Raw genomic sequence first — 18,677 nt, 5'->3', positions numbered from 1 at the left:
CGGGGGTGCAGCGGCTCCTCGCGGACGATGATCCGCAGGCCGGGGATGTTCTCGGTCCAGGCCGACAGGTCGAGCAGGCCGGTCAGTTCGGCGACCTGCACGCCCTTCGCGATCTTACCGTCCTGGCCGATCCCGGGGGTCCACGCCTTCTTCGGGATCCGGGCGATCGCGTCCAGCTCGGTGTCGCCGCACGACCAGCCGACCGAGAACTCCCAGTGCCGGCCGCGTTTCCCGCCCCCGGAGACGATGTACTCGAGCAGCTTGTGGGAGAACCCGGCGCCGTCGACGCGGATGAACACCTGGCGGCGGTACGGCCCGGGGACCCGGGAGATCCCCAGGTCGAGGGTGGCGATGTTGTCGGCGGCGTCGTTCGAGGTCGCGTTGCCGGGGCGGGGGTCGATGGCGATCACCTCGTCGGTGTTGTCGCAGCTTAGGACGTTCGGGTTGAAACCCGTCCCGCCCTTGTAGGTCGGTTTCGCGTTCTCCTTGTCGCTGGCGGCGAAGACGATCGAGGCATCGAGGTCGAGGACCGTGACACCCGTCAGTTCCCTGCCGGCGACCTTCAGCCACGGGAAGCCCTCCGGGCGGGCGGCCAGGAGCGACCAGGAGTCGCGGCGGAACGCGGCGATCTCCCGGTTCATCCGGGCAAGCTCCTCGGTGCCGGCCTCCTTCAGGGCCCGCCACACCGTCGGGTTCGAGGGGACCGGGCCGGTCACCGGGGCGAGGTGGCGCAGCCCCTGGAAGTCGCTGATCATCTCCCCGCCCGCGAGCAGAGCCAGGGCCACGTCGACGAAGAGCTGGCCGCGGTCGTAGTCCGGGCTGAACCCGCGGCGGCGCAGAGCCCGCGACAGCCTCGCGCGCAGTCCGGTCTTCTCGGCGAGCAGCCGGACCGGCAGCAGCCCGACCATCGCGACCAACCGGTCATCGTCGCCGACGAGCTCGAGGCCGGCGTCCCACGAAGTACTCTGCACGGACGAGGTGCACCTGTTCTCAGCTCGATGGGGTCCTAGACAAACCACATCCTTGCTGGTCAGGTGCACCTCGCCGCGTTTAGGGCAAGATCAGACCCGGCGGACCGTCACCCTCGACGAAAGACATAGGTCAGGTCTGCGATGGGGTGGTCGGGCCGTGGTGGTTGAAGGCCGCGGCCGCGGTGGGGTCGTCGTCCGTTGTAGTGGGCGGCGTACTCGGCCAGGACGGTGCGCAGGTGCCGTTCACCGAAGATCAGCATCCGGTCGGTGACCTCGGTCCGAACGGTTCGGACGAACCGTTCCGCGTAGGCGTTCGCCCGCGGAGTCCGGGGCGGGATCTTGACGGCGGTGATGCCGGCGCCGGACAGGACCGCGTCGAACGACGCGGTGAACTGCCCGGCCCGGTCACGGACCAGGAACTGGAAATCGGCGACCCGATCACCGAGGTCCATCAGGAGGTTCCGGACTTGCTGGGTGGTCCACGGTCCGTCGGGATAGGCGGTGACCCCGAGGATGTGGACGGTGCGGGAGCCGACCTCCAGGACGAAGAAGCAGTACAACCGCCGCAGCGTCACGGCGCAGTCCACATGGAAGAAGTCGACGGCCAGCATGGTCGATGCCTGGGTGCGCAGGAACTGCCGCCACGTCGTGTCGGTCTGCCGTTTCGGAGCCGGGGGCAGCCCCAGGGACGTCAGGACCCGGCGGATCGTGGAGGCGCTCACCCGGTGGCCGAGCTTGAGCAGCTCGCCCTGGATCCGCTGGTACCCCCACGTCGTGTTCTCGGTCGCGAGCCGTCCCATGAGGGTCACGATCTCCTTGCCGACCGGTGGCCGGCCCGTCCGCTGCGGATGGGTCCATTTCCGTGTGATCAGACGGCGGTGCCACCGTAGGACGGTGCCAGGGGTGACCAGCCGGTGCGCTCGCAGCGTCGTCGGGAGAACCCTGATCAGTGCGGCGAGCACCGCGCGGTCCGCCCAGTCCAACCGCGGCTTGGGCTGGGTACGGCGCAGCACCGCGACCTCATGCCGCAACACGAGCAACTCGATGTCCTTCGACGCCGACGAACGACCGAAGATGACCAGCCAGCCGCACACCCGAACAAAGATCAGATAGAGCAGGCGGATGGACATAGCTGACCATCATGCCGGCAGCCCGCTCCGTCGCGTCAGCCCAGGTCACAGGCCCAAGCAGACTTCTGGCACCCCACAGGGTGGGGGCGGCGAGGCGGACGGCGTCGCTGCGGATGCGCAGGTACATGCGCCGGTCGGTGAGGTCGGCGCCGTCGACGGTGACGGGGCCGCCGGCCTGGCGGATGCCGTCGAGGGCGGCGAGTAGAACGTCGAGGTTGTCGACGGGCCGGTAGCGGTCGGACAGCACCGCGCGGGCGATGCCCGGGCCGCTGCCGGTGGAGGGGCGCAGGGCGCGGACGAGCAGGGTGCGGTCGTGCTGGGCGGGGTGCTGGAGCCAGCCGTTGATGTTCGCGTCGTAGAGGGGGAGGTGGGTCTCGCGCAGGCGGCGGAGGTAGGGCAGGGGGATCTGGAGCTTGTCGGCGAGGCCTTCGTCGGCGACGGTGGTGGGGGTGTAGGTGCCGTCGGTGAGGTCGACGCCGTCGGGTCCGAGGACCGGGTCGGTGCCGGTGAGGATGAGGCTGCCGTCGCGGGCGGTGATGGTGCTGGCGGGGGCGACGACGTCGAGCTGGTGGGGTCGCTCGGTCTGCAGGAGAGCGACGAGGTCGTCGAGGCTGGCGTTGCGTCCGGTTCCGGTGAAGCGCTGTTCGTCCATCACATGCTCCTCAGGTGAAGAGAGGGAAATAGGGGTTTACGGGCATGGCTGTTCAGGCGTTCCCGGGTGGGAGCGCCGTGGGTAGTGGAAAGGAAGGGGTGGGGTGGCTTACCAGGCGATGTCGAAGTGGACGTCGCGGGGAAGGGTGTAGCCGCGGGCGCAGAAACGGCAGTAGAACCGTGGCGCGGTGGCGTCGGTGAGATCGAAGGCGCTGTCCTGGTCGTCGTCACCGGACAGGGTGATGAACCACAGCGGCCGGTCGCAGGCGGGATCGTCGACGCGCCGCAGGGTGCTGTCGAGGACGGGCCGGGAGGAGTAGAGCCATTCCTGATGGGTGAGACCGGCGCCTGACGCGCAACGGGGGCAGTGGAGGTGCCGTGCGCCGTCCGGGCCGGTGGTGACGAGGAGTTCGCCTTGGGGTGGCTCGGCGAGGATACCGTTCTCCATGCCGCTGATCTGGACGACGAAGTCGCCGTGATCGGCGGGTCGGGTAATGGTCAGGAGCGGCGGTTGGACGTCGTCGTGCCATTCGACGCGGGGATGGTGTGCGGGATCATTCATAGGAATCGAACCTGTAGGCGTCGGTGGCGGGTCAGAGCTGGGTGTATCGGCAGGGAACCTTCACGGTGTTGTGTCGTCCGGTGCAGGTGATGGTGCCGAGGCGCCGGTCGTCGACGGCGAGCTTGGCCCGGGCGAGGGCCTCGTAGTCGTCGATCCTGGAGGCGTAGAGCGCTTCATGGTGGGCGTGTCGGTCGTCGGCGACGGGGGTGTGCGGGAATGCTTGTGCCCACATCCGGAAGTACAGCCCGGCGGCGGGAGAGTTCAGGGGCACCTGTGTGCTGATGTCGGCGCACAGGCAGCAGACCTCGGCGGCGGTTCCGGGCCGGGTGTCCTCACCGCGGACGACACGGCCGAGGAGTTCCTGGCAGTGGGAGCGGTAGACGAACGCGGAGGTCATGCGGGGAAGCGTCGGGCGAAGAAGACTGAAGCTGTGGAACAGGGTGTCCCGATGGTGGGGATACCGGGCGCAGGCGCTGTCGATCTCCTCCTCGGCAAGGTCGATCAGGTTGAGCGATGCCGCCAGGGCACTGCTGATCTCTGGGACGAGCTCGGAAAGCGTGATGGTGTCAGGGGACTTATCCATGAGACTTCCTCGTGATGGGTAGAAAATGGGGTGGATGTAGGCCTGCGGCGCCGCCATACGAGCGGGCCTGAAAGTGCGTTGAGGATGTTCGCCTAGGCGGGTCCGGATGGAAAGTCCGGGGTCGGGGGTTGATCGGGTTCGGGTGTCTGCGGTCCGGGGTTGTTCGCGAGAGGAACGGGAGGCTCGATGGCCTGTCTCCGTAGCCGCGCGTGGACGTGCCGGATCATTGCAATCTCGGGGGGAGCGAGGTGGACTCCTTGCGCATGGAGACGCACGGTGACGTGGTTCAGAAGACCGTTCCACTCATCATCGGCGATCAACGTGGTGCAGGCCGAGCACAATGCCCAGGGGTCATCGCTGCTGGAGATCGCGGTGATGCGAACGGTTCCGGAGACGAAGAGCAGGGAGGTGACGGGCTCGGCGTTGCAGGTGTCGCACCGATAGTGCGGTTCAGCGAGAATCGGCCGCGGCTCGTGGGTGCCGTCCTCCTCCTGGCCGAAGGCGTGTACCCAATACTGGTAGCCGTCCGGATGGTCGACCCGGTTCAGAGGTCGGCGGCAGCTCCCACAGGAGATCTGCATGGGCGGTTCCCTCCTTGATGTGGTAGCGGGAAAGAGATGCGTGAAACGAAAAAGACCTCGGCCGGTGAACCGACCGAGGCGCTTCGAACTGAGGGGTGCTGCTTGCGGAGCTGGTCAACGTGCCGCTGTCGAACCAGGTGATGCGAAGTGCGGGGCGCATCGCCCGGCCACGAAGCCGTCCGGGTGGCCGTATGGCCGGGCGTGCTGCTTTCCTGGCCGCCGCGGGTTCTCGCCGGCTGTCAAGCCCTTGCCCCGAAGGGGGCGGCCGAAGGCCGCGGCTTGCGGCCGGTGAGGTTCCGCGGCATCTTTCGTGGCAGCTCGCCCGGCCGGTCCACCCGGATCACACCGGCGGGCGAGGTGTCCGTCGTGGTGTCGTCGACGGGGCGGCCCTGCCCGTCAAGGTGGCAGCCGTCTGCTCGCGGTGTCGGGTAGGCCGTGTGGCACCCGACGGCAGAGGCGGAGACGTTGCGGGTATCCGGGTGGGCGTCTGCGCCAGGCGCGGCGACTCTCAGGGAAGCGGGAGTGTCGTGTCGGGTGGAGGGGGGTCGAGGGCGGGCATTGTTAGCGCGGGGAGGCCGGGGTCGAGCGTGGGATCCGGTGTCTCGACCGGGGTGACGGGGCCGAGGATCGGTCCGGTCGCATGGTGGACGACGGTGGCGGCTTCCCGCAGGGTCAGCAGGTGCTCGCCGGGGATCAGATCGAGATGTGCGGCGGTCCGCGCGGCGATGAGGGTGTGCAGGTCGGGCCAGGCGGTTCCCGTGACCGGGACGACGTCGCTGGCGGCGATCTCACGAGGCGCGGCGCCCGCCTCGACCGGCTGGAACTCGTAGGTGAGACCGTCGGCGTTCAGGAAGGCACGCAGGACGGTGCCGCCCTGGCTGGCGGGATCGTCGATGGTGGCGATCAACGCGCCGTAGACCAGATGTGTCGGCGCGATGGGCGGGTCGACGGCGGTGTCCTTCGCCGCGAGCGTGAGGGAGACGTGGGTGGCGGGTGTGGCGATGACCAGGTCCGGTAGGGATCGCCAGGGATGGCCGGGGAGGTCCGCGAGATCGGGACGCCACACGTAAAGTTTGCTGCCCTGTTCCAGGAGGGCCGTGCGTACGGTGCCGGTGGCGCCGGGCAGGCCTGGGGGTCCCTGGATCACCACGCGGCTGCCCTTGCGGATGGGTTGTTCGGCCATCAGATCGGCCAGGTACCAGCCGGCATCGAGTGCCGCTCGCTGCCGGTCGGTCAGGGGTGTCGGGCGCGGCGTGATCAGGTCGGTGACGACGGCGCGGACCGCGGCGTCGGAGCTGGGGTCGGTGTGGCTGGGCACCGTCGCGGATCGCCCCGAGAACACGACGAGCCCCTCGTGGCGGACGCGATAGGACAGCTTCAGGGCAAGGGTGTCGGGGGAGCTGCCGCGCACCGTGACAGCCTCCGCGGCCATGATCTCCACCTGGATATCGCAGCCGGGATCCATCCAGCTGCGCAACGGGGGATCGGCGTGTTGCAGCCGGCCGTAGGTCGTGGCCGCGGAACCAGCCAGATCGACGCGGCTGGCCCGCCACGGCCGCAGGTCGGCGCGGGTGGCCACCTGCGCGGGCACGAGCGTGGGGTAGGAGGCGACGAACGAGGGATCGGGCTCGGCGGTGCGCAGCCGGGCGCGCGTGCGGGCGTCGAGGGCGAACCCCAGGTGGCCGTCGATCTCGTCGAGATCCGCTTCGACCTGCACCGCAGGCGCGCGCATCGTCGTGAACAGGTCCGCGGTCACCCGCTCTCGTCCCTGCGGCGCCAGGGTACGGCGCAGGCGCCACCACCCGCCGGGAACGGTCAGCTTCACCGGGGAAGAATCCCGCGCGTAGCCGACGGGAATCGGATCCGCGCCGGTCACAGCGTGGCCTCGCCGCGGCGGATGGTCATCAGATGGGGAACGCTGGTGGGCGGTGGCAGGGTCGCGGGGAGCGTGCATGTCATAGGAGGCCGGCCCTTCCTGCACGGTGACGTGTAGCAGATGAAGTGCCGGCCGCACTGGTTGCGGAACACCCCGGACAGGAAAGTGGGCATGTACGTGAGCGCCGCGTACTCTGTGGCGACATCTGGCCGGAGTGATGGGCGTCAACCCACGGCTCGGCATTGTGCTGACGGTGTGGTCCGCGCGCTGTTTCCGTATCTCCCCAAAGGTGCGATCACGGTGTTGGAGAAGTACCCGCTCGCCACTGTGGAAGAGATACCCGCCACGCCGAATCAGGGACTTCACGACCTGCGCGGGCGGGCGCGATGACTATCGCGGCACGAGGCATTCCTCGACAGGCTCGGCCAGATGTCGCTGCCCGACATGCGGTAAACCGAATCCTGAAATTGATCATGCGGAGTCGCTGCCACCCGCCGACCCCATGGTGATCACTATTCTGGAGACGGCGGGAGCGATGGACCTCCTCGCCTACTACCTGCGCGCCCATCTCCGTATCGGCTCGGCGTCTGCCACGGTGAGCGGCGGCGGGACTTTCGCGCCCGCGGCCACCTGACCTGACGGTCTGCCGCGAATCGTGCCCCGCAGGTTCTCTCGACGCCGCACCGCGCGTACTTCGCGTCTTCCGAGGCGACGAGGTAGCGAGTTCGGGTTCGAGGCGGCCGGTCAGACTGTCGTGTCGGGTGGCCGGGCGCGGAGCGCAGCGAGCCGGGTGGCACGGATGCGGGCTGCGCCTGCCAGCGTGGCGAGGTCTGGCATGCCGGCGGCGTCGGCGAGGGTCCAGCCGTCGAGGCGCTCGCGGATCTCGACGAGGCGCTTGTGGACGAGGATGGCGACGACGCCGTGCGCGGCGAGCTCGGCGAGGAGGGTGTCGGCGGGCAGGCCGGCCCGCTGGCGGGCGAGGGCACGTTCGGCGAGGACGCGCATCGGATCGGTGGCGGGGCGGCTCGCCAGATCCAGGATGATCGGATTGGAAGGCTGGTTCATGGCAGGTCGATTCCAGGCGTTGGGTCGGGGAGCGGGTCGGGCCCTGTGGGCGCGGCGGCGGGTGCGCGGGGTGGGTCTGCTGGCTGGGGCGTACTGGTGGCCGGGTCGTGGGAATCGGTGTCGGGTCCCGTGGGTGCTGAGGCGGGTGTGGCTGATGGATGCGTGGCGTGCGGCGTGGGGTCCGCCGTGTCGATGAGGGGGGCGGGGTTCATGGGCGCGGTCGCCGGCGTGGTGGCGTCGGAAGGTCCCGTGGGCTGGGGCGTGGTGTCGTCCGGGGTGATCGGGCGGTCGGCCTCGCTGAGTGGGCTGGGTGCATCGGGCGGGGCCGAGGGTTGGGGGGTGCTGTCAGCCGGGGCGTTGGGAGGGGAGGCGGGGACTGTGGGTGGAGGCGGCGTGTCCGCAGGGGCCGGTGGTGTGGGTGGGTCGTGGTGGGGCAGTCGGGTCGGTGGCGGTGTGGGGTTGCTGAGGTAGTCGGGGATGTGGTGGGCGGCGACGGTGATGGGTGGTTCGTGGCCGGTGAGGAGTCGGGGTGCGCGGGCGGTGAGGTGGTGGCGGAGCTGGTCGGGGGGGTGCATGAGGGCGTGGGTGAATCTGCGGGTGGGGACGCGGATCCAGCCGTGGTGGAGGTCGCCGACGATGGTGTGTTCGGCGGTGTGGGTGAGGCTGGTGGTGACGGGTGGCGAGGCGGGAAGGGCGGCTTCGTGACCGGGGTGCTGTTGGTCGAGGGTGGCGATGAGGGCGTGTTGGGCGGCGGTGTAGGCGGCGAGGGGGTGGGGGTAGGGGCCGCGCAGGAGGAGAGCGGTGTCGCTGATCTCGTGGAGGTAGCCGTACCAGCTGAGGTAGCGGGTGACGGCGGGTTGGTTGGTGCGGGGTGTGGAGCTGGTGGAGGGGAGTGCGCGTGGGGGGTGGATCTCGGCGGTGAAGCCGATGACGTCGCCGAGGTCGACGGCGCCGGCGAGGAAGCCGCGGCCGTAGGCGGCGGGTTCCCAGAAGGCGCTTGCCCAGCCGCGGGTAGCACGGGGGTCTGGCCAGAGGGTGGCCACGCGGATGTCGGCGCCTGCATAGGGGTGGAAAGGCAGGTCGAGGAGGAGCTGGCCGCGTAGGAGCCGGAAGGCGCGCAGCGGTGGGGTCTCGGATGGCGACGGGCCGGTCACGGTGCCGTCGGCGGCGTGGCGTCGCCGTCGTCGGAGATCCGTGGACGAGCCGCGCCGTCGCTGTCCTCAGACGCGGGTGATGGCTCCGCGCCGTCGCCGAGCGGCAGGGTGGGCGCCGATGAGAGAGGTGGACGGGGGGCTGCCCGTTGGGCGAGGAGTTGTTCGATCAGCCGGTCCGCGGCGGCGGTGTCCGTCGAACTGGTCTCGGCCGGCACGGTGGGCGATGTGGCAGGAGCGAGGGACAGCGCCGGTGCGGAGGGCGGGGTGCTTGCGGGGGTGACGCGGCGGCGGGCGGCTTGGCGGGCGAGGGCGCGGCCGGTCCGGCGGAGCTCGGCGGTGGCGAGGGTGTGCAGGTCGGGGTCGAGGTACCAGTAGCGGCCGTGCAGGTGGGCGGGGGGAAGGGTGTTGTGGATGAGAAGGGCCTGGCCGGGGGCGACTTGGTGGAGGAGGGCGGCGGGGAGGAGTTCGAGGCGGGTGGGGGCCTGGGAGACGCTGCGCCGCCCGCCGTTGCCGCCGCCGGCGGTAAGGCTGGGGGTGTCGGTGGAGGTGCTGGTCGCCGCGATGTGTTCCTGGCCGAGCAGGCCGCTGGCGTAGTCGAGGGTGGACCGGTCGGACTGCCCGGCGAAGAAGATCTTGGTGATGGCGTTGGAGATGACGATGTCGGCTTTCGGGCCGTAGGCGGCGTCGATCTGGGCTTTGGACTGGTAGACGAGCAGGAGTTGGATGCCGATGCCGGCGCAGGTGGAGATCCGTCCGGGCAGGTTCTGCATCGGCCAGTTCCCGGCTTCGTCGAGGACGATGAGCAGCGGCGGGTCGAGGGGGATGTTGGTGCGGCCGACGTGGGCGTAGGCCTGGCGCATGAGGTCGTCGACGAGGCCGCCGAGGACGGGGGCGAGGCGTTCGGCGTCGTCGAGGTCGGCGGCGAGGTAGAGGGTGTTGGTCCGCTGGTTGTCGTCACCAGGGTCGAGGAGCCAGCCGAGGGTGAGGTGGGAGGCGACCGCGGAGGCGGCGACGTCGGGTTCCTGCCAGGGTTGGATCATCTGACGGGCGACGAGGTAGGTGGAGGACACCTGTTTGCGGTCGGCGGCCCACAGGCCGGTGAACGCGGAGAGGACCTGGGTGCCATCAGCGGCGACGCCGGGGTCGAGGTGATTGGCCAGGGGGGTGAGGACGGCGCGGACGGGGTCGCGTTCCATGCCGACGATCCAGCGGACGACGGTGTCCATGCCCAGGCCGACGGTGGCGGCGCCCCAGAACAGGCTGGCGAGGAGGTCTTCGGCGGCGGCGGTCCAGAAACCCATATCGCTGGAGCTGCCGGACGTCCAGGCGGTGGCGTTGACCAGGGAGCGGGCGGCGCGCCGGGCGCCGGCCAGCGTGCGGGCGCCGTCGAGCGGGGACCAGGCATCGGTGGGCTGTCCGGTGGCGCGGGTCGGGTCGAACACGGCGACGCGGCCAACGCGGCGGCGGCGTTCGATGGTGGCGCCGAGCAGGTCGTTTTTGACGGACAGGGCGATGAGCGGGCCGTCCCATTCCAGGATCGCCGGGATCGCGAGCGCCGCGGTCTTGCCGCACTGGGACGGTCCGATGACGATCGTGGTGCCGCGCTGGCCGCGGCGCCGTCCGGCTTTGCGAACGCGCCAGCGGGGCACGGCCCGGTCGAGGGGACGAGAGGAGTCCTCGGTGGCGATCAGGCGTGCGCGTCGGCCGGGGCCGAGGCGGCCGAGGACCATCCGGCCTCGGGTCGGCCCGGACACCCACAGGGGAAGCAGGTCGATGGGGCGGGCGAAGCGGGCTTCGGGGTCGATGCCGAGCCGGCGCCGGCGGGCGACACCGACGCCGGTGACGAGCATGGTCGCGGCCCATCCGCAGAACAGGCACACCGCGGCGACCGGCAGCGCGGTCAGCGTCCAGTAGCCGACCGGCCCGGGCAGTTGTCGGGTAGCGGGGGGCGGCCAGGCGCGGGCGGGCCGGGAAGGGTCGGCGGCGAGGCGCGGCAGCGCCGACATCAGGTCGGCGACGCTGACGTGCAGGGCGTGGTGACCGCCGAGCAGAAGGGCGGCGAGCTGCGCACCGGCCCACACCCCGCCCCCCAGAAGGCAGAGCAGGATGATCCCGGCGACCAGGGCGATCTCCCCGTCGATACCGAGACCGGCGCCGGGGCTGTCACCGCGCCGGCCGGTCATGCCGCACCTGCCAGGAGCGGGTGTCGTGTGCGGGGTGGCGTGGGAAGCGGCCGTGCAGGGGGCGGCGGGCTGGGGGAGGGGATGTCGAGCAGGGCGGTCAGGTCGCGGATCGCGCGGGTGCGGCGCATCCGCACCGCCCGATCCGTCACACCGTCGCGGTCCCCGATCTCCTGGGTGCTCAGCCCGTGCACGCCGAGATCGACCAGCAGCTGCAGGTAGGACGGGGACAGGCCGGCGCGGCGCGCGGCCGCGAGCAGCTCCAGCAGCTCCTCGAGCGGGTCACGATGGTCGGCGAAGACCGGCAGCGCGCGGTCCGCGAGCAGCGGGGATGACATCGGCACGGTAATGCGGTCCGCCAGGCGGGGCCGGCCGAACACCGCCTGCTCGGTGTCCAACAGGACGTTGATCCAGACCTTGCCCGGGCGTCGCTCGACCGGATAGGAGGTGACGACGATCCACGCCGAGGCGATCAGCTCGGTGTAGAGGTCGTCGAACTGGCGGTGGCCGCGTCGGGCGTGTGCGGAGGCCTTGGACACCAGCGCGGGCATCATCCTCGCCAACACGACACGCGCCGCATCGACGTCCCCACGGACGGCCTCCGTCACGAGGAACAGCAGTCGCTGGTCCGCCAGCGGCGCCTGCACCGACGTGTCGCTGCCGCAGCCGTCCACCACCTGATCAATATCCGTCAGCGGCGCCATCAACGACGACGCACCCCGCCAGCGATGCACCGCCGCCAGCGCCTGCCTGCTCCGCGACCAGGCCGCCCAATCACGCAACCACCTGTGAAGCGCCGGCGATACCGCCCGAGGCAGACACGAAGCGGGCAGCAAACCCGCGAAGATCTCGTTCTCCATGGCCGCGAGGCTGCGCGCCGGGTTCCCCACAAGGTTCCCGCGGAACTTCCCCACACACGCGGACCATCACGCGGACATCAAGGCTCGCTGTGACGGCCTCGGCAACGCAGGTCATCGCGGTCTCGGGCGCCCACAGGTCGCGAGGTTTGGGCACGTGCCCATGGATGGCCACGAACTGACCGGCGACGCACACCTGCCGGCGTGGCCGTGGCCCGGCGGGTCGCGCAGCGTCTCCTCGACGCCCGCAAGGCCGCCGGGCTGACCGGGGAACGGCTCGCGACCAATCTGGGCTGGCCGCGCTCGAGGTCTCCAAGCTCGAGAACGGCCACCAGACGCCCAGCGATCTGGAAGTGCGGGAGTAGACCCAGGCCTGCGGGGCCGGCGAGACCTCCGAGGGCGAGCTCCTCGAGGAACTCGCCGCCGGCCGCGCCCGGCACCGGCAGTGGCGTCACGAGCTGCGCCGCGGGCAGATCAGGACGCTGGGGGACCTCGCGATGCTGCTCCGTGGGGCGTCCCCGATCCGCAACTTCGAGATCATGCTGATCCCCGGGCAGATCCAGACCGCCGGCTACAGTCCGGTACCGCGTGCTGGAGAACGTCCGGGTCCACGGGGCGAACGCCGACGAGGTCAATGTGACGGTCGCGGCCCGGATGGCCGTGCAGGATGTGCTGCATGACCGGAGCAAGCAGTTCGAGTTCCTTCTCAGCGAGGCGGCGCTGCGCGCGGGCCTTTGCCCGCCGGACGTCATGGCCGCTCAGCTGGACCGCCTGCTGGGTCTCGCCGGCATGCCGAACCTGACCCTGGGGATCATCCCCTTCGGGGCGGAGCCCTCGATCGCGCCCCTCAACGGCTTCCTCATGGCCGACGACGCGACGTTCGTTGAACTGTTCGCCTCCGAGGTCCACCTGTACGGCGAGGAGTCCGCGGCCTACGGGCGCATCGCGGACCTGCTGCGCGAGGCCGCGCTCACCGGGGAGAAGGCACGCGGGCTGATCCTGCGGGTGCAGGCCGGGCTGCTTCATGCGGAGGCACGAAACTCCGGGGAGAGCCGAGAAGGATGACGAACGATGAGGGCCCGCGCCCCTACGTGCTGGTGAGCTGCGCGGCGTCGGTGGACGGCTATATCGACGATGCGACGCCGGCACGGCTCCTCCTGTCCAACGACGAGGACTTCGACCGGGTCGACGAGGTTCGGGCAAGCTGCGACGCCCTGCTGGTGGGCGCCGAGACGATCCGGCGGGACAACCCCCGCCTGCTCGTCCGCTCGCAGGCGCGCCGCGATGCCCGCGTGGCCGCCGGCCTGTCCCCGAGTCCGGCGAAGGTGACACTCACTGCCAGCGGAGAGCTCGATGCCGCGGCGAGCTTCTTCTCCGCGACGGTCGGAGACGCGCCACGCCTGGTGTACTGCCCGTCGGCTGCGGTCGCCGTGGCGAAGGAGGCGGTCGACGACGTCGCCACCGTGGTCGACGCCGGAGCGGGGCTGGAGCTGGCCGAGGTGCTGGCCGACCTGCGGGGCCGCGGGATCGGTCGGCTGATGGTCGAAGGTGGAACGCGGGTCCTGACCCAGCTCCTGACTGCGGGTTTCGTCGATGAGCTGCACCTCGCGGTTGCGCCGTTCTTCGTCGGCCAGCCCGAGGCGCCGCGGTTCGTCGCCGGCGGGGTGTTCCCGTGGGACGCGAACCGGCGCATGCGGCTGGCGGAAACGAGGCAGATGGGCGACGTGATCCTGCTGCGATACCTGCCGCCCGTAGCAACGGAGGGGTAGCTGGGATCTACTCGCCGCAACGCGCGGGACTACAGGTCGGAACATTTCCGCCTCGCACCCGCGGGGTTGCGCCGCGAATCGGAGGACCATGGCGTGCACGGCTGATGACCTGTTGCTGGAGGGCCACAGCGGACGGTGACAAAGTTGGTCGCCGTGGGTGAGCGAGACAAGCAGGAAGGTGGGTGTGGGGATGCGGGATGCCGACGTCCGAAGAGCCCTCCTGGGCGACCTTGCCACGCAGTCCGACTCGGACACCCTCGTCCTCGATGAGCTCGACCTGTGCGGCCTGACCCGGGTCGATGTCGCGGTCGTCAACGGCCACCTGTCCGGCTTCGAGATCAAGGGCTCCACGGACACACTGCGCCGGCTGCCCGGCCAGGTCGCCGCCTACTCGCAGGTGCTCGACTTCGCCGAGCTGGTTGTAGCCGAGAACCACTACGCCCGCGCGCTGGACCTGCTGCCCGACTGGTGGGGAGTGCGCGTCGCCTCCGGAACCGACCAGGTGCGCTTGGACGACATCCGCCCGGCTCGGATGAACGACGGCGTGGATCCGGGCGCCCTCGTGCAGCTGCTCTGGCGGGAGGAGGCGCTCGCCGAGCTCGTGGCCCGCGACCTCGCCCGTGGATTCCGGTCGCGACCTCGCTTCGCTGGATCCTCTGGGAGCGCCCCGCCACCGAGGTCCCCCTCGAGGAACTCAGGACCGCGGTGTGCGCCCGACTCAAGGGGCTAACCAACTGGCGCGTTGCTCGCTGACCGTCACGCGGCGGTGCAGCGTCCCGTGCTGGCACCACCGGGTCGGACCTCCACCTGACGCCCTGACGGCGGCATCTGTGAACCAGGCGTCGGCAGAACAGTGCCTCGTTGTCTCCTGTTCCGCAGACACGGCAAAGGCAGCCCCCTGAACGGGTTAGCCTTCGATCCCAAGGGGGTTAGAAACCATGCGGATTTCGCACAGGAGAATATTTCTTTTCGTCACCTCGGGCATTGTCGCCGGCACCATCGGGCTTTCCGCTCTGCCGGCGCTCGCCGATCCGAGTCGCCCCGACGGGCTTCCGCCCGGGTCTCCGTCGCTGACGTCCTGCCCTGTCCTGCGCATGGGTTCGACAGGTTCTTGCGTCACGGCCGTGCAGGGTGGATTTGCCGAGCTCGGAGTCAATCTCGGTCTACGGCAGACGGGCTTCTACGGAAACCACACGATCGCCGCGGTTCGGGCATTCCAGCAGAGCTACGGCCTTCCCGTCGACGGCGTCGCTGGCCCGCGTACCCTGGCCGCGCTCGAGGCCAGGCTGGTGCACCCGCCGCAGGGGGTGCCGTCCACGGGTACGGTGCGCTCTGCCGGCCAGCCGATTCCCACCGCGTTCGACCCAGCCCGTGCAGCCGCGGTCGCCCGCCAGGAGGCTTCAGTCACGAAGGCCCCATGGCGATCCCCGGGGGGCGATCACTGCACCGAGTTCGTCTCGTTCGCGCTGTACGCAGGGAAGATGCCGACCGATAGCACCTGGTGGCCGTTCTGGGAATCACCGCATCGCGCATCCCTCTCCGGCCAGGCGAAAGACACCATCAAGAATGTAGCCGGCGGCGTCATTCCCGGATCTCCGGCGTGGGACATCTCGTTCGACTTCGCCAACTATTTCACGGCGAAGCGTGGCTGGGCCAGCCGCATCGATCTCGATCCGCATTCACCTGACTCGGCGTATCTCGCCGGCGCCAATGTCGGCGATGTCATCATCTACGACTGGAAAGGCCGAGGAGACTCCCGCGATGGACATGCCGCCATGGTGACGGCCCTCGACGGGACGCGAACCATCGTCTCGCAGCAGGGCCTCGGGCCCAGCGAGAACCAGACCGCTCGCGACTGGGACTATTCGACCCTGTCGAACGAGCCTCTGGTGAAGGGAAATCCATCCATGAAAGTTTGGCTTATTCAGTGGTCGAACAATGCACGGGGATAAAGGCCGTTTTAGGAAATCGTGCCACGTATGCGCCGTAGCACGGCCGCGGGCGCCGAGGGTCGGCCGTTGATGATCGCCCCTTGGCGAACGCGCGCTTCGTCAAGGACACCGCCTACGGCAAGAATGTCGGTTCCGGCTGGCCCGGTACGGCCGATAGCTGACCGGGGCGTGGTCGAGAGCTGCCCGCCGCCGCCCATGGCGATTCCCCTGGCGTCAGTCCAGTCCCGTGTGGCCTGGGTCTCGGCGTGGGGCTGGGCCAGCTGGCCGCGACCGACAGGTCCGGACGAGGCTCGAAGCCGGGCACACGCCAACGCGGGAAGCCGCGGCGGACCCTGTCGGCGCCCGACCCGGCCCGGGGAACGGTTCGAGCGCCGGGGCCAGGAGAAGAGGAGTGGTTCCGCGGCCCGGCCTGACGTCAGTCGCGTCTCCCCTGGACGATCTCGGGTCTCACACCCAGCCCCCGCAGCACCTTCTCCGCAGCCAGGATCTCTGCCATCGGCCGGTCGACGAGGAGAGGTACCCGTTCGCGGCCCAGCGACCTGATGAACTTCTTCGCCTCGTCGCGGGTGAGATCGGGACGCATCGCAGCAACCGCGTCGATCATCGAGCCAGTGGCCAGCATCCGCCGCACCAGCAATGTGCCGATCGGGCCGGAAGGGCCACCCTCGCCGGCACGGTCGGCCATGGCCAAGCGGAGAACGGACCCGCCGTCGTCGACCACCTCGCAGGACAGACCCGCAGCCTTCAGCGATGTCACCAGTGCCGCGAGGTAGCTCTTCGGCTGATCTACCAGGAGCGGCTGGACACCCCAGCGAGTGTCGCGAAGTAGCTTCTTCGCGTCGTCCTCGGACAGGTCCGGCCGGACAACGCGGATGGTCTCGACATGCGAGTTTCTCCCGGCAGCGCGCTTGAGAATGAGCGTGCCACGCGGCTCACCCGGGTCGGTCGACGGCGGTGGGAGCTGGAGCAGTGGCTTACGTTCCCGCGGGGCGACCGGGGTTCGCTCCGGTCGCGGTTTCGGTGCTGGTCTCGACGACAAGGACGGTGCTGGTCTCGGCGCCGGCTGCGCTCGCGCCTTGAACAGTTCCCCACAGGCCAGACACTTGATCCGTTTCGGTGCGGCGAGCGCACCGGCGGCGCCGCCGACACCGAGGGTGGCAACGCCGGCGATACCGATCCCGGCCTTCGCCTTGAAGCTCCGCTTCGTCCGGAACGACACCGACCTGCACTTCGGGCAGCGGACCTGCCCGTCCTCGTCGAGAATGCCCTGCCTCATCCGATCCCCCCTCGAACTGGGAGAGATCGTAGCGCCACAGATGCACAGCGTTGGGGGACGTACCCCCTCCTGCGACTCAGCCCATCGGTTCGGCCCCCTACGCTGGCGCTCCCACCGACCGCTCGGGCCCGCCTCTGAGTGCTGCTGCTTGCCCTCACGGAGGTCGCCCACGTCCTGCGCCTTGGCGGATCCTGACCGCGCTGATCCCGCGCCCGTGGTTCTACGGCGCCCCATCACCGAGCGCTTCCTCGTCGATGGACTGCGTTCTCCCGCGCCGGCAACCTCGTGGACCCGGCCGCTGGAGGACTACATCCGGATGCTCGCCGAGACCGGGTTCGCCATCACGGCGATGACCGAACCGCGCCCGACCGACGAGCAGCTCACGACCGACCCTTGGTGGGCCGAGCACTTCCAGTATCCAGTGTTCCTGCTCATCGAGGCACGCGTGCTTCCCTCAGCGGCGTAACCCTGGTGCCGGTCGCGACCGCGATTCTCCGCGCCTATCGGGTCACTCTCGACCCGACGCCGTCCCAGCAGTCCGCGCTGGCCCAGCACGCCGGGGCGGCCCGCTGGGCGTTCAACCACGCGCTGGCCGCGAAGGTCGCCGCGCATGAGCGGTGGCGCGCAGAGGTCGACACGCTCGTCGCGGCCGGCACCCCCGAGGCCGATGCCCGCAAACGGGTCAAGTCCCCATCCCGACGAAGTCGGTTATCCAGAAGGCGCTCAACGCGGTCAAGGGTGACGACCGCAAGGGCGTCGATGGCGCTTGCCCGTGGTGGCACACCGTGTCGACCTACGCCTTCCAGTCCGCCATGGCCGACGCGGATGTGGCGTGGAAGAACTGGATGGACTCCCATGCCGGTCGACGTAAGGGCCGCCGGGTCGGCTACCCGAGGTGCAGGTCGGGGGCCCACGCGCGCAGGGGATGATCGTGGAGCGGCTCGCAAGTCCGCAACTGCCCAGTTGGGGAAGTTCGTGCTGCGCCGTGACCCGCGCGACCTCAGTTGGATATGGGCACTGGACCCGAAGGGCGGCGCCTATTTGGAGGTGCCGTACCGGACGGCGTCACGGCCGCCGATCAGCGTGTAGGAACAGCAGCACCGTCGCCCCTGTTTGACGTGGTCGGCGAGCCGGCGCGCGGGCGGACGACAGTCGCGGAGGTGGCGTTCACCTTCGGGTGGACTGAGCAGGTCGTGGCGGCGCAGGGCTGTGCGCCACGGCGGCTGGTCTGCGTCAGGAGGCGAGGGGTCTGGGCCCTCAGAATTTATGGCAGATGACAACGAAGTTGATAGCAGTGGTGCCGACATCTGCGCAGATCTCCTCCCGGGCGACGCCCCACTTCTCGAGTTTCTCCTGGCTGTGGCCATTCAAGAGGAGCGCCCGGTCCACAGACCAGTGACGGTTGCGGAGAGTACTAAGAGTTATGTGGCCCCGAAAACCATATTTGTTGTTGTTCCAGTATAGCCCGAAAGCATGCGGGTAAGTGTAGTTCCAGCCCACGCAGGCCTGGAACTTGCTGCTGCTACTGCAGTAGACCTTGGTCACGGGGGCAGCCTGGGCGCCCGCGGCGCCGAACACGAATGCCATCGTGATCGAGAGCAGCATCGCTGCCAATACGTAGAGACGTCGCATCGAAAGACCTTTCATGGATGGATGATGCCGGGGGGTCCGGCGCCGGTCGGTGCGGATTGATTCCTGCGGTAGTCGGGGCCGGGGCTCGGAACCGGGTCGAGGGGATAGCTCTTCTGACAGGTCGGAACCGAGTCATGCCAATCTCCTTCTGCAGGCCGGCGGAAGAAGGTATCAGGCATTTACCTCACTTGCACCAAAACAAGGCTTAGCCTGGGCATACACCGTGGCCGTACCAGCGCCTTGGCGACCGGCACCAGCAAGCTGGGCGCAGCGCACCCGACCGAATGCGGGTTAGAGGTGCTGGTAAGGAGTGAGCATTTTCAAAGTTGGTTTTTTTAGATTCCTTCCTGTTCCAGGACGAAGACGGCTTGGGTGAATGTGCCGACCCGGCGTGGGCAGCCGCGGAAGCGGCTGAAGACGCGCCAGTTTTTCAGGACC

The 18,677-nt window shown here is 69.5% G+C and carries 20 protein-coding genes; 7 read left to right on the top strand and 13 right to left on the bottom strand.

All coding sequences use genetic code 11. From position 1 onward, the window contains the following. From AC6EXY_RS31755 to AC6EXY_RS31725, 7 genes are all read right to left on the bottom strand, one after another. On the bottom strand, nucleotides 1-971 hold a 971-nt coding region (locus tag AC6EXY_RS31755), incomplete at its 3' end, for a transposase (RefSeq protein WP_499818810.1). A 107-nt stretch (nucleotides 972-1,078) separates the two neighbouring features. Then, nucleotides 1,079-2,101, bottom strand: coding sequence for an integrase core domain-containing protein (locus AC6EXY_RS31750; protein WP_499818811.1), 1,023 nt, complete (start codon nucleotides 2,099-2,101; stop codon nucleotides 1,079-1,081). Then, nucleotides 1,992-2,753 carry a hypothetical protein gene (locus AC6EXY_RS31745; protein ID WP_499818812.1) on the bottom strand — a complete coding sequence of 254 codons (762 nt, stop codon included), beginning with the start codon at nucleotides 2,751-2,753 and terminating at the stop codon, nucleotides 1,992-1,994. The genes AC6EXY_RS31750 and AC6EXY_RS31745 overlap by 110 nt, the downstream gene beginning before the upstream one ends. A 108-nt stretch (nucleotides 2,754-2,861) precedes the next feature. Further along, nucleotides 2,862-3,314, bottom strand: coding sequence for a hypothetical protein (locus AC6EXY_RS31740; RefSeq protein WP_499818813.1), 453 nt, complete (start codon nucleotides 3,312-3,314; stop codon nucleotides 2,862-2,864). A gap of 31 nt (nucleotides 3,315-3,345) precedes the next feature. Beyond that, entirely contained in the window at nucleotides 3,346-3,897 is a 552-nt protein-coding gene (locus AC6EXY_RS31735) for a hypothetical protein (RefSeq protein ID WP_499818814.1), read from the bottom strand. Between the two features lie 92 nt (nucleotides 3,898-3,989). Continuing rightward, nucleotides 3,990-4,478, bottom strand: coding sequence for a hypothetical protein (locus tag AC6EXY_RS31730; protein ID WP_499842459.1), 489 nt, complete (start codon nucleotides 4,476-4,478; stop codon nucleotides 3,990-3,992). Nucleotides 4,479-4,986: 508 nt separating this feature from the next. Continuing rightward, entirely contained in the window at nucleotides 4,987-6,354 is a 1,368-nt protein-coding gene (locus tag AC6EXY_RS31725; RefSeq protein WP_499818816.1) for a hypothetical protein, read from the bottom strand. A 505-nt stretch (nucleotides 6,355-6,859) separates the two neighbouring features. Here AC6EXY_RS31725 and AC6EXY_RS31720 point away from each other — a divergent pair. Next, nucleotides 6,860-6,988, top strand: coding sequence for a hypothetical protein (locus tag AC6EXY_RS31720; protein ID WP_499842458.1), 129 nt, complete (start codon nucleotides 6,860-6,862; stop codon nucleotides 6,986-6,988). A gap of 110 nt (nucleotides 6,989-7,098) precedes the next feature. Here the strand turns inward: AC6EXY_RS31720 and AC6EXY_RS31715 are convergent, their stop codons facing one another. Genes AC6EXY_RS31715 through AC6EXY_RS31700 form a run of 4 tightly spaced genes read right to left on the bottom strand, consistent with a single transcriptional unit; the run spans nucleotide 7,099 to nucleotide 11,457 of the window. Beyond that, nucleotides 7,099-7,419: a hypothetical protein gene (locus tag AC6EXY_RS31715; RefSeq protein WP_499818818.1), complete on the bottom strand. Its 321-nt coding sequence runs from the start codon at nucleotides 7,417-7,419 to the stop codon at nucleotides 7,099-7,101. Continuing rightward, nucleotides 7,416-8,573 carry a hypothetical protein gene (locus AC6EXY_RS31710; protein WP_499818819.1) on the bottom strand — a complete coding sequence of 386 codons (1,158 nt, stop codon included), beginning with the start codon at nucleotides 8,571-8,573 and terminating at the stop codon, nucleotides 7,416-7,418. The genes AC6EXY_RS31715 and AC6EXY_RS31710 overlap by 4 nt, the downstream gene beginning before the upstream one ends. Next, entirely contained in the window at nucleotides 8,570-10,756 is a 2,187-nt protein-coding gene (locus AC6EXY_RS31705; RefSeq protein WP_499818820.1) for a type IV secretory system conjugative DNA transfer family protein, read from the bottom strand. The genes AC6EXY_RS31710 and AC6EXY_RS31705 overlap by 4 nt, the downstream gene beginning before the upstream one ends. Then, a complete protein-coding gene (locus tag AC6EXY_RS31700; RefSeq protein ID WP_499818821.1) occupies nucleotides 10,753-11,457 on the bottom strand; it encodes a sigma-70 family RNA polymerase sigma factor in 705 nt (234 codons plus the stop codon). The genes AC6EXY_RS31705 and AC6EXY_RS31700 overlap by 4 nt, the downstream gene beginning before the upstream one ends. Nucleotides 11,458-12,198: 741 nt before the next feature. Between AC6EXY_RS31700 and AC6EXY_RS31695 the strand changes: the two genes are divergently transcribed. From AC6EXY_RS31695 to AC6EXY_RS31680, 4 genes are all read left to right on the top strand, one after another. After that, complete coding sequence (locus AC6EXY_RS31695; protein WP_499818822.1) at nucleotides 12,199-12,675, top strand: Scr1 family TA system antitoxin-like transcriptional regulator; 477 nt, start codon at nucleotides 12,199-12,201, stop codon at nucleotides 12,673-12,675. Continuing rightward, entirely contained in the window at nucleotides 12,672-13,379 is a 708-nt protein-coding gene (locus AC6EXY_RS31690; protein ID WP_499818823.1) for a RibD family protein, read from the top strand. Before AC6EXY_RS31695 ends, AC6EXY_RS31690 begins: the two co-directional genes overlap by 4 nt. A gap of 190 nt (nucleotides 13,380-13,569) precedes the next feature. After that, nucleotides 13,570-14,109, top strand: a complete 540-nt coding sequence (locus AC6EXY_RS31685; protein ID WP_499818824.1) for a sce7726 family protein — start codon at nucleotides 13,570-13,572, stop codon at nucleotides 14,107-14,109. Nucleotides 14,110-14,317: 208 nt separating this feature from the next. Continuing rightward, nucleotides 14,318-15,331: a peptidoglycan-binding protein gene (locus AC6EXY_RS31680; RefSeq protein WP_499818825.1), complete on the top strand. Its 1,014-nt coding sequence runs from the start codon at nucleotides 14,318-14,320 to the stop codon at nucleotides 15,329-15,331. A 415-nt stretch (nucleotides 15,332-15,746) separates the two neighbouring features. Here AC6EXY_RS31680 and AC6EXY_RS31675 read toward each other — a convergent pair whose 3' ends face one another. Then, nucleotides 15,747-16,778 (bottom strand): hypothetical protein, encoded by a 1,032-nt coding sequence (locus tag AC6EXY_RS31675; RefSeq protein WP_499818826.1) that lies wholly within the window; start codon nucleotides 16,776-16,778, stop codon nucleotides 15,747-15,749. Nucleotides 16,779-16,821: 43 nt separating this feature from the next. On the opposite strand from AC6EXY_RS31675, the gene AC6EXY_RS31670 reads away from it, so the two are divergent. After that, nucleotides 16,822-17,073 carry a hypothetical protein gene (locus AC6EXY_RS31670; protein ID WP_499818827.1) on the top strand — a complete coding sequence of 84 codons (252 nt, stop codon included), beginning with the start codon at nucleotides 16,822-16,824 and terminating at the stop codon, nucleotides 17,071-17,073. Next, nucleotides 17,004-17,696 carry a helix-turn-helix domain-containing protein gene (locus AC6EXY_RS31665; RefSeq protein ID WP_499842457.1) on the top strand — a complete coding sequence of 231 codons (693 nt, stop codon included), beginning with the start codon at nucleotides 17,004-17,006 and terminating at the stop codon, nucleotides 17,694-17,696. Before AC6EXY_RS31670 ends, AC6EXY_RS31665 begins: the two co-directional genes overlap by 70 nt. Before the next feature lie 168 nt (nucleotides 17,697-17,864). Here the strand turns inward: AC6EXY_RS31665 and AC6EXY_RS31660 are convergent, their stop codons facing one another. Then, nucleotides 17,865-18,239, bottom strand: a complete 375-nt coding sequence (locus AC6EXY_RS31660; protein WP_499818829.1) for a hypothetical protein — start codon at nucleotides 18,237-18,239, stop codon at nucleotides 17,865-17,867. Between the last annotated feature and the right edge of the window lie 438 nt (nucleotides 18,240-18,677).

This window comes from Frankia sp. RB5 (genome assembly GCF_059816245.1).
This window is presented reverse-complemented; position numbering and strand designations above follow the sequence as displayed.

Excerpts from the sequence above, each read along its gene's own strand:
- AC6EXY_RS31680 (WP_499818825.1), top strand. The coding sequence starts at position 14,318 with ATGCGGATTTCGCACAGGAGAATATTTCTTTTCGTCACCTCGGGCATT.
- AC6EXY_RS31690 (WP_499818823.1), top strand. The coding sequence starts at position 12,672 with ATGACGAACGATGAGGGCCCGCGCCCCTACGTGCTGGTGAGCTGCGCG.
- AC6EXY_RS31660 (WP_499818829.1), bottom strand. The coding sequence starts at position 18,239 with ATGCGACGTCTCTACGTATTGGCAGCGATGCTGCTCTCGATCACGATG.
- AC6EXY_RS31685 (WP_499818824.1), top strand. The coding sequence starts at position 13,570 with ATGCGGGATGCCGACGTCCGAAGAGCCCTCCTGGGCGACCTTGCCACG.
- AC6EXY_RS31700 (WP_499818821.1), bottom strand. The coding sequence starts at position 11,457 with ATGGCGCCGCTGACGGATATTGATCAGGTGGTGGACGGCTGCGGCAGC.
- AC6EXY_RS31705 (WP_499818820.1), bottom strand. The coding sequence starts at position 10,756 with ATGACCGGCCGGCGCGGTGACAGCCCCGGCGCCGGTCTCGGTATCGAC.
- AC6EXY_RS31715 (WP_499818818.1), bottom strand. The coding sequence starts at position 7,419 with ATGAACCAGCCTTCCAATCCGATCATCCTGGATCTGGCGAGCCGCCCC.
- AC6EXY_RS31740 (WP_499818813.1), bottom strand. The coding sequence starts at position 3,314 with ATGAATGATCCCGCACACCATCCCCGCGTCGAATGGCACGACGACGTC.
- AC6EXY_RS31735 (WP_499818814.1), bottom strand. The coding sequence starts at position 3,897 with ATGGATAAGTCCCCTGACACCATCACGCTTTCCGAGCTCGTCCCAGAG.
- AC6EXY_RS31750 (WP_499818811.1), bottom strand. The coding sequence starts at position 2,101 with ATGTCCATCCGCCTGCTCTATCTGATCTTTGTTCGGGTGTGCGGCTGG.
- AC6EXY_RS31730 (WP_499842459.1), bottom strand. The coding sequence starts at position 4,478 with ATGCAGATCTCCTGTGGGAGCTGCCGCCGACCTCTGAACCGGGTCGAC.
- AC6EXY_RS31745 (WP_499818812.1), bottom strand. The coding sequence starts at position 2,753 with ATGGACGAACAGCGCTTCACCGGAACCGGACGCAACGCCAGCCTCGAC.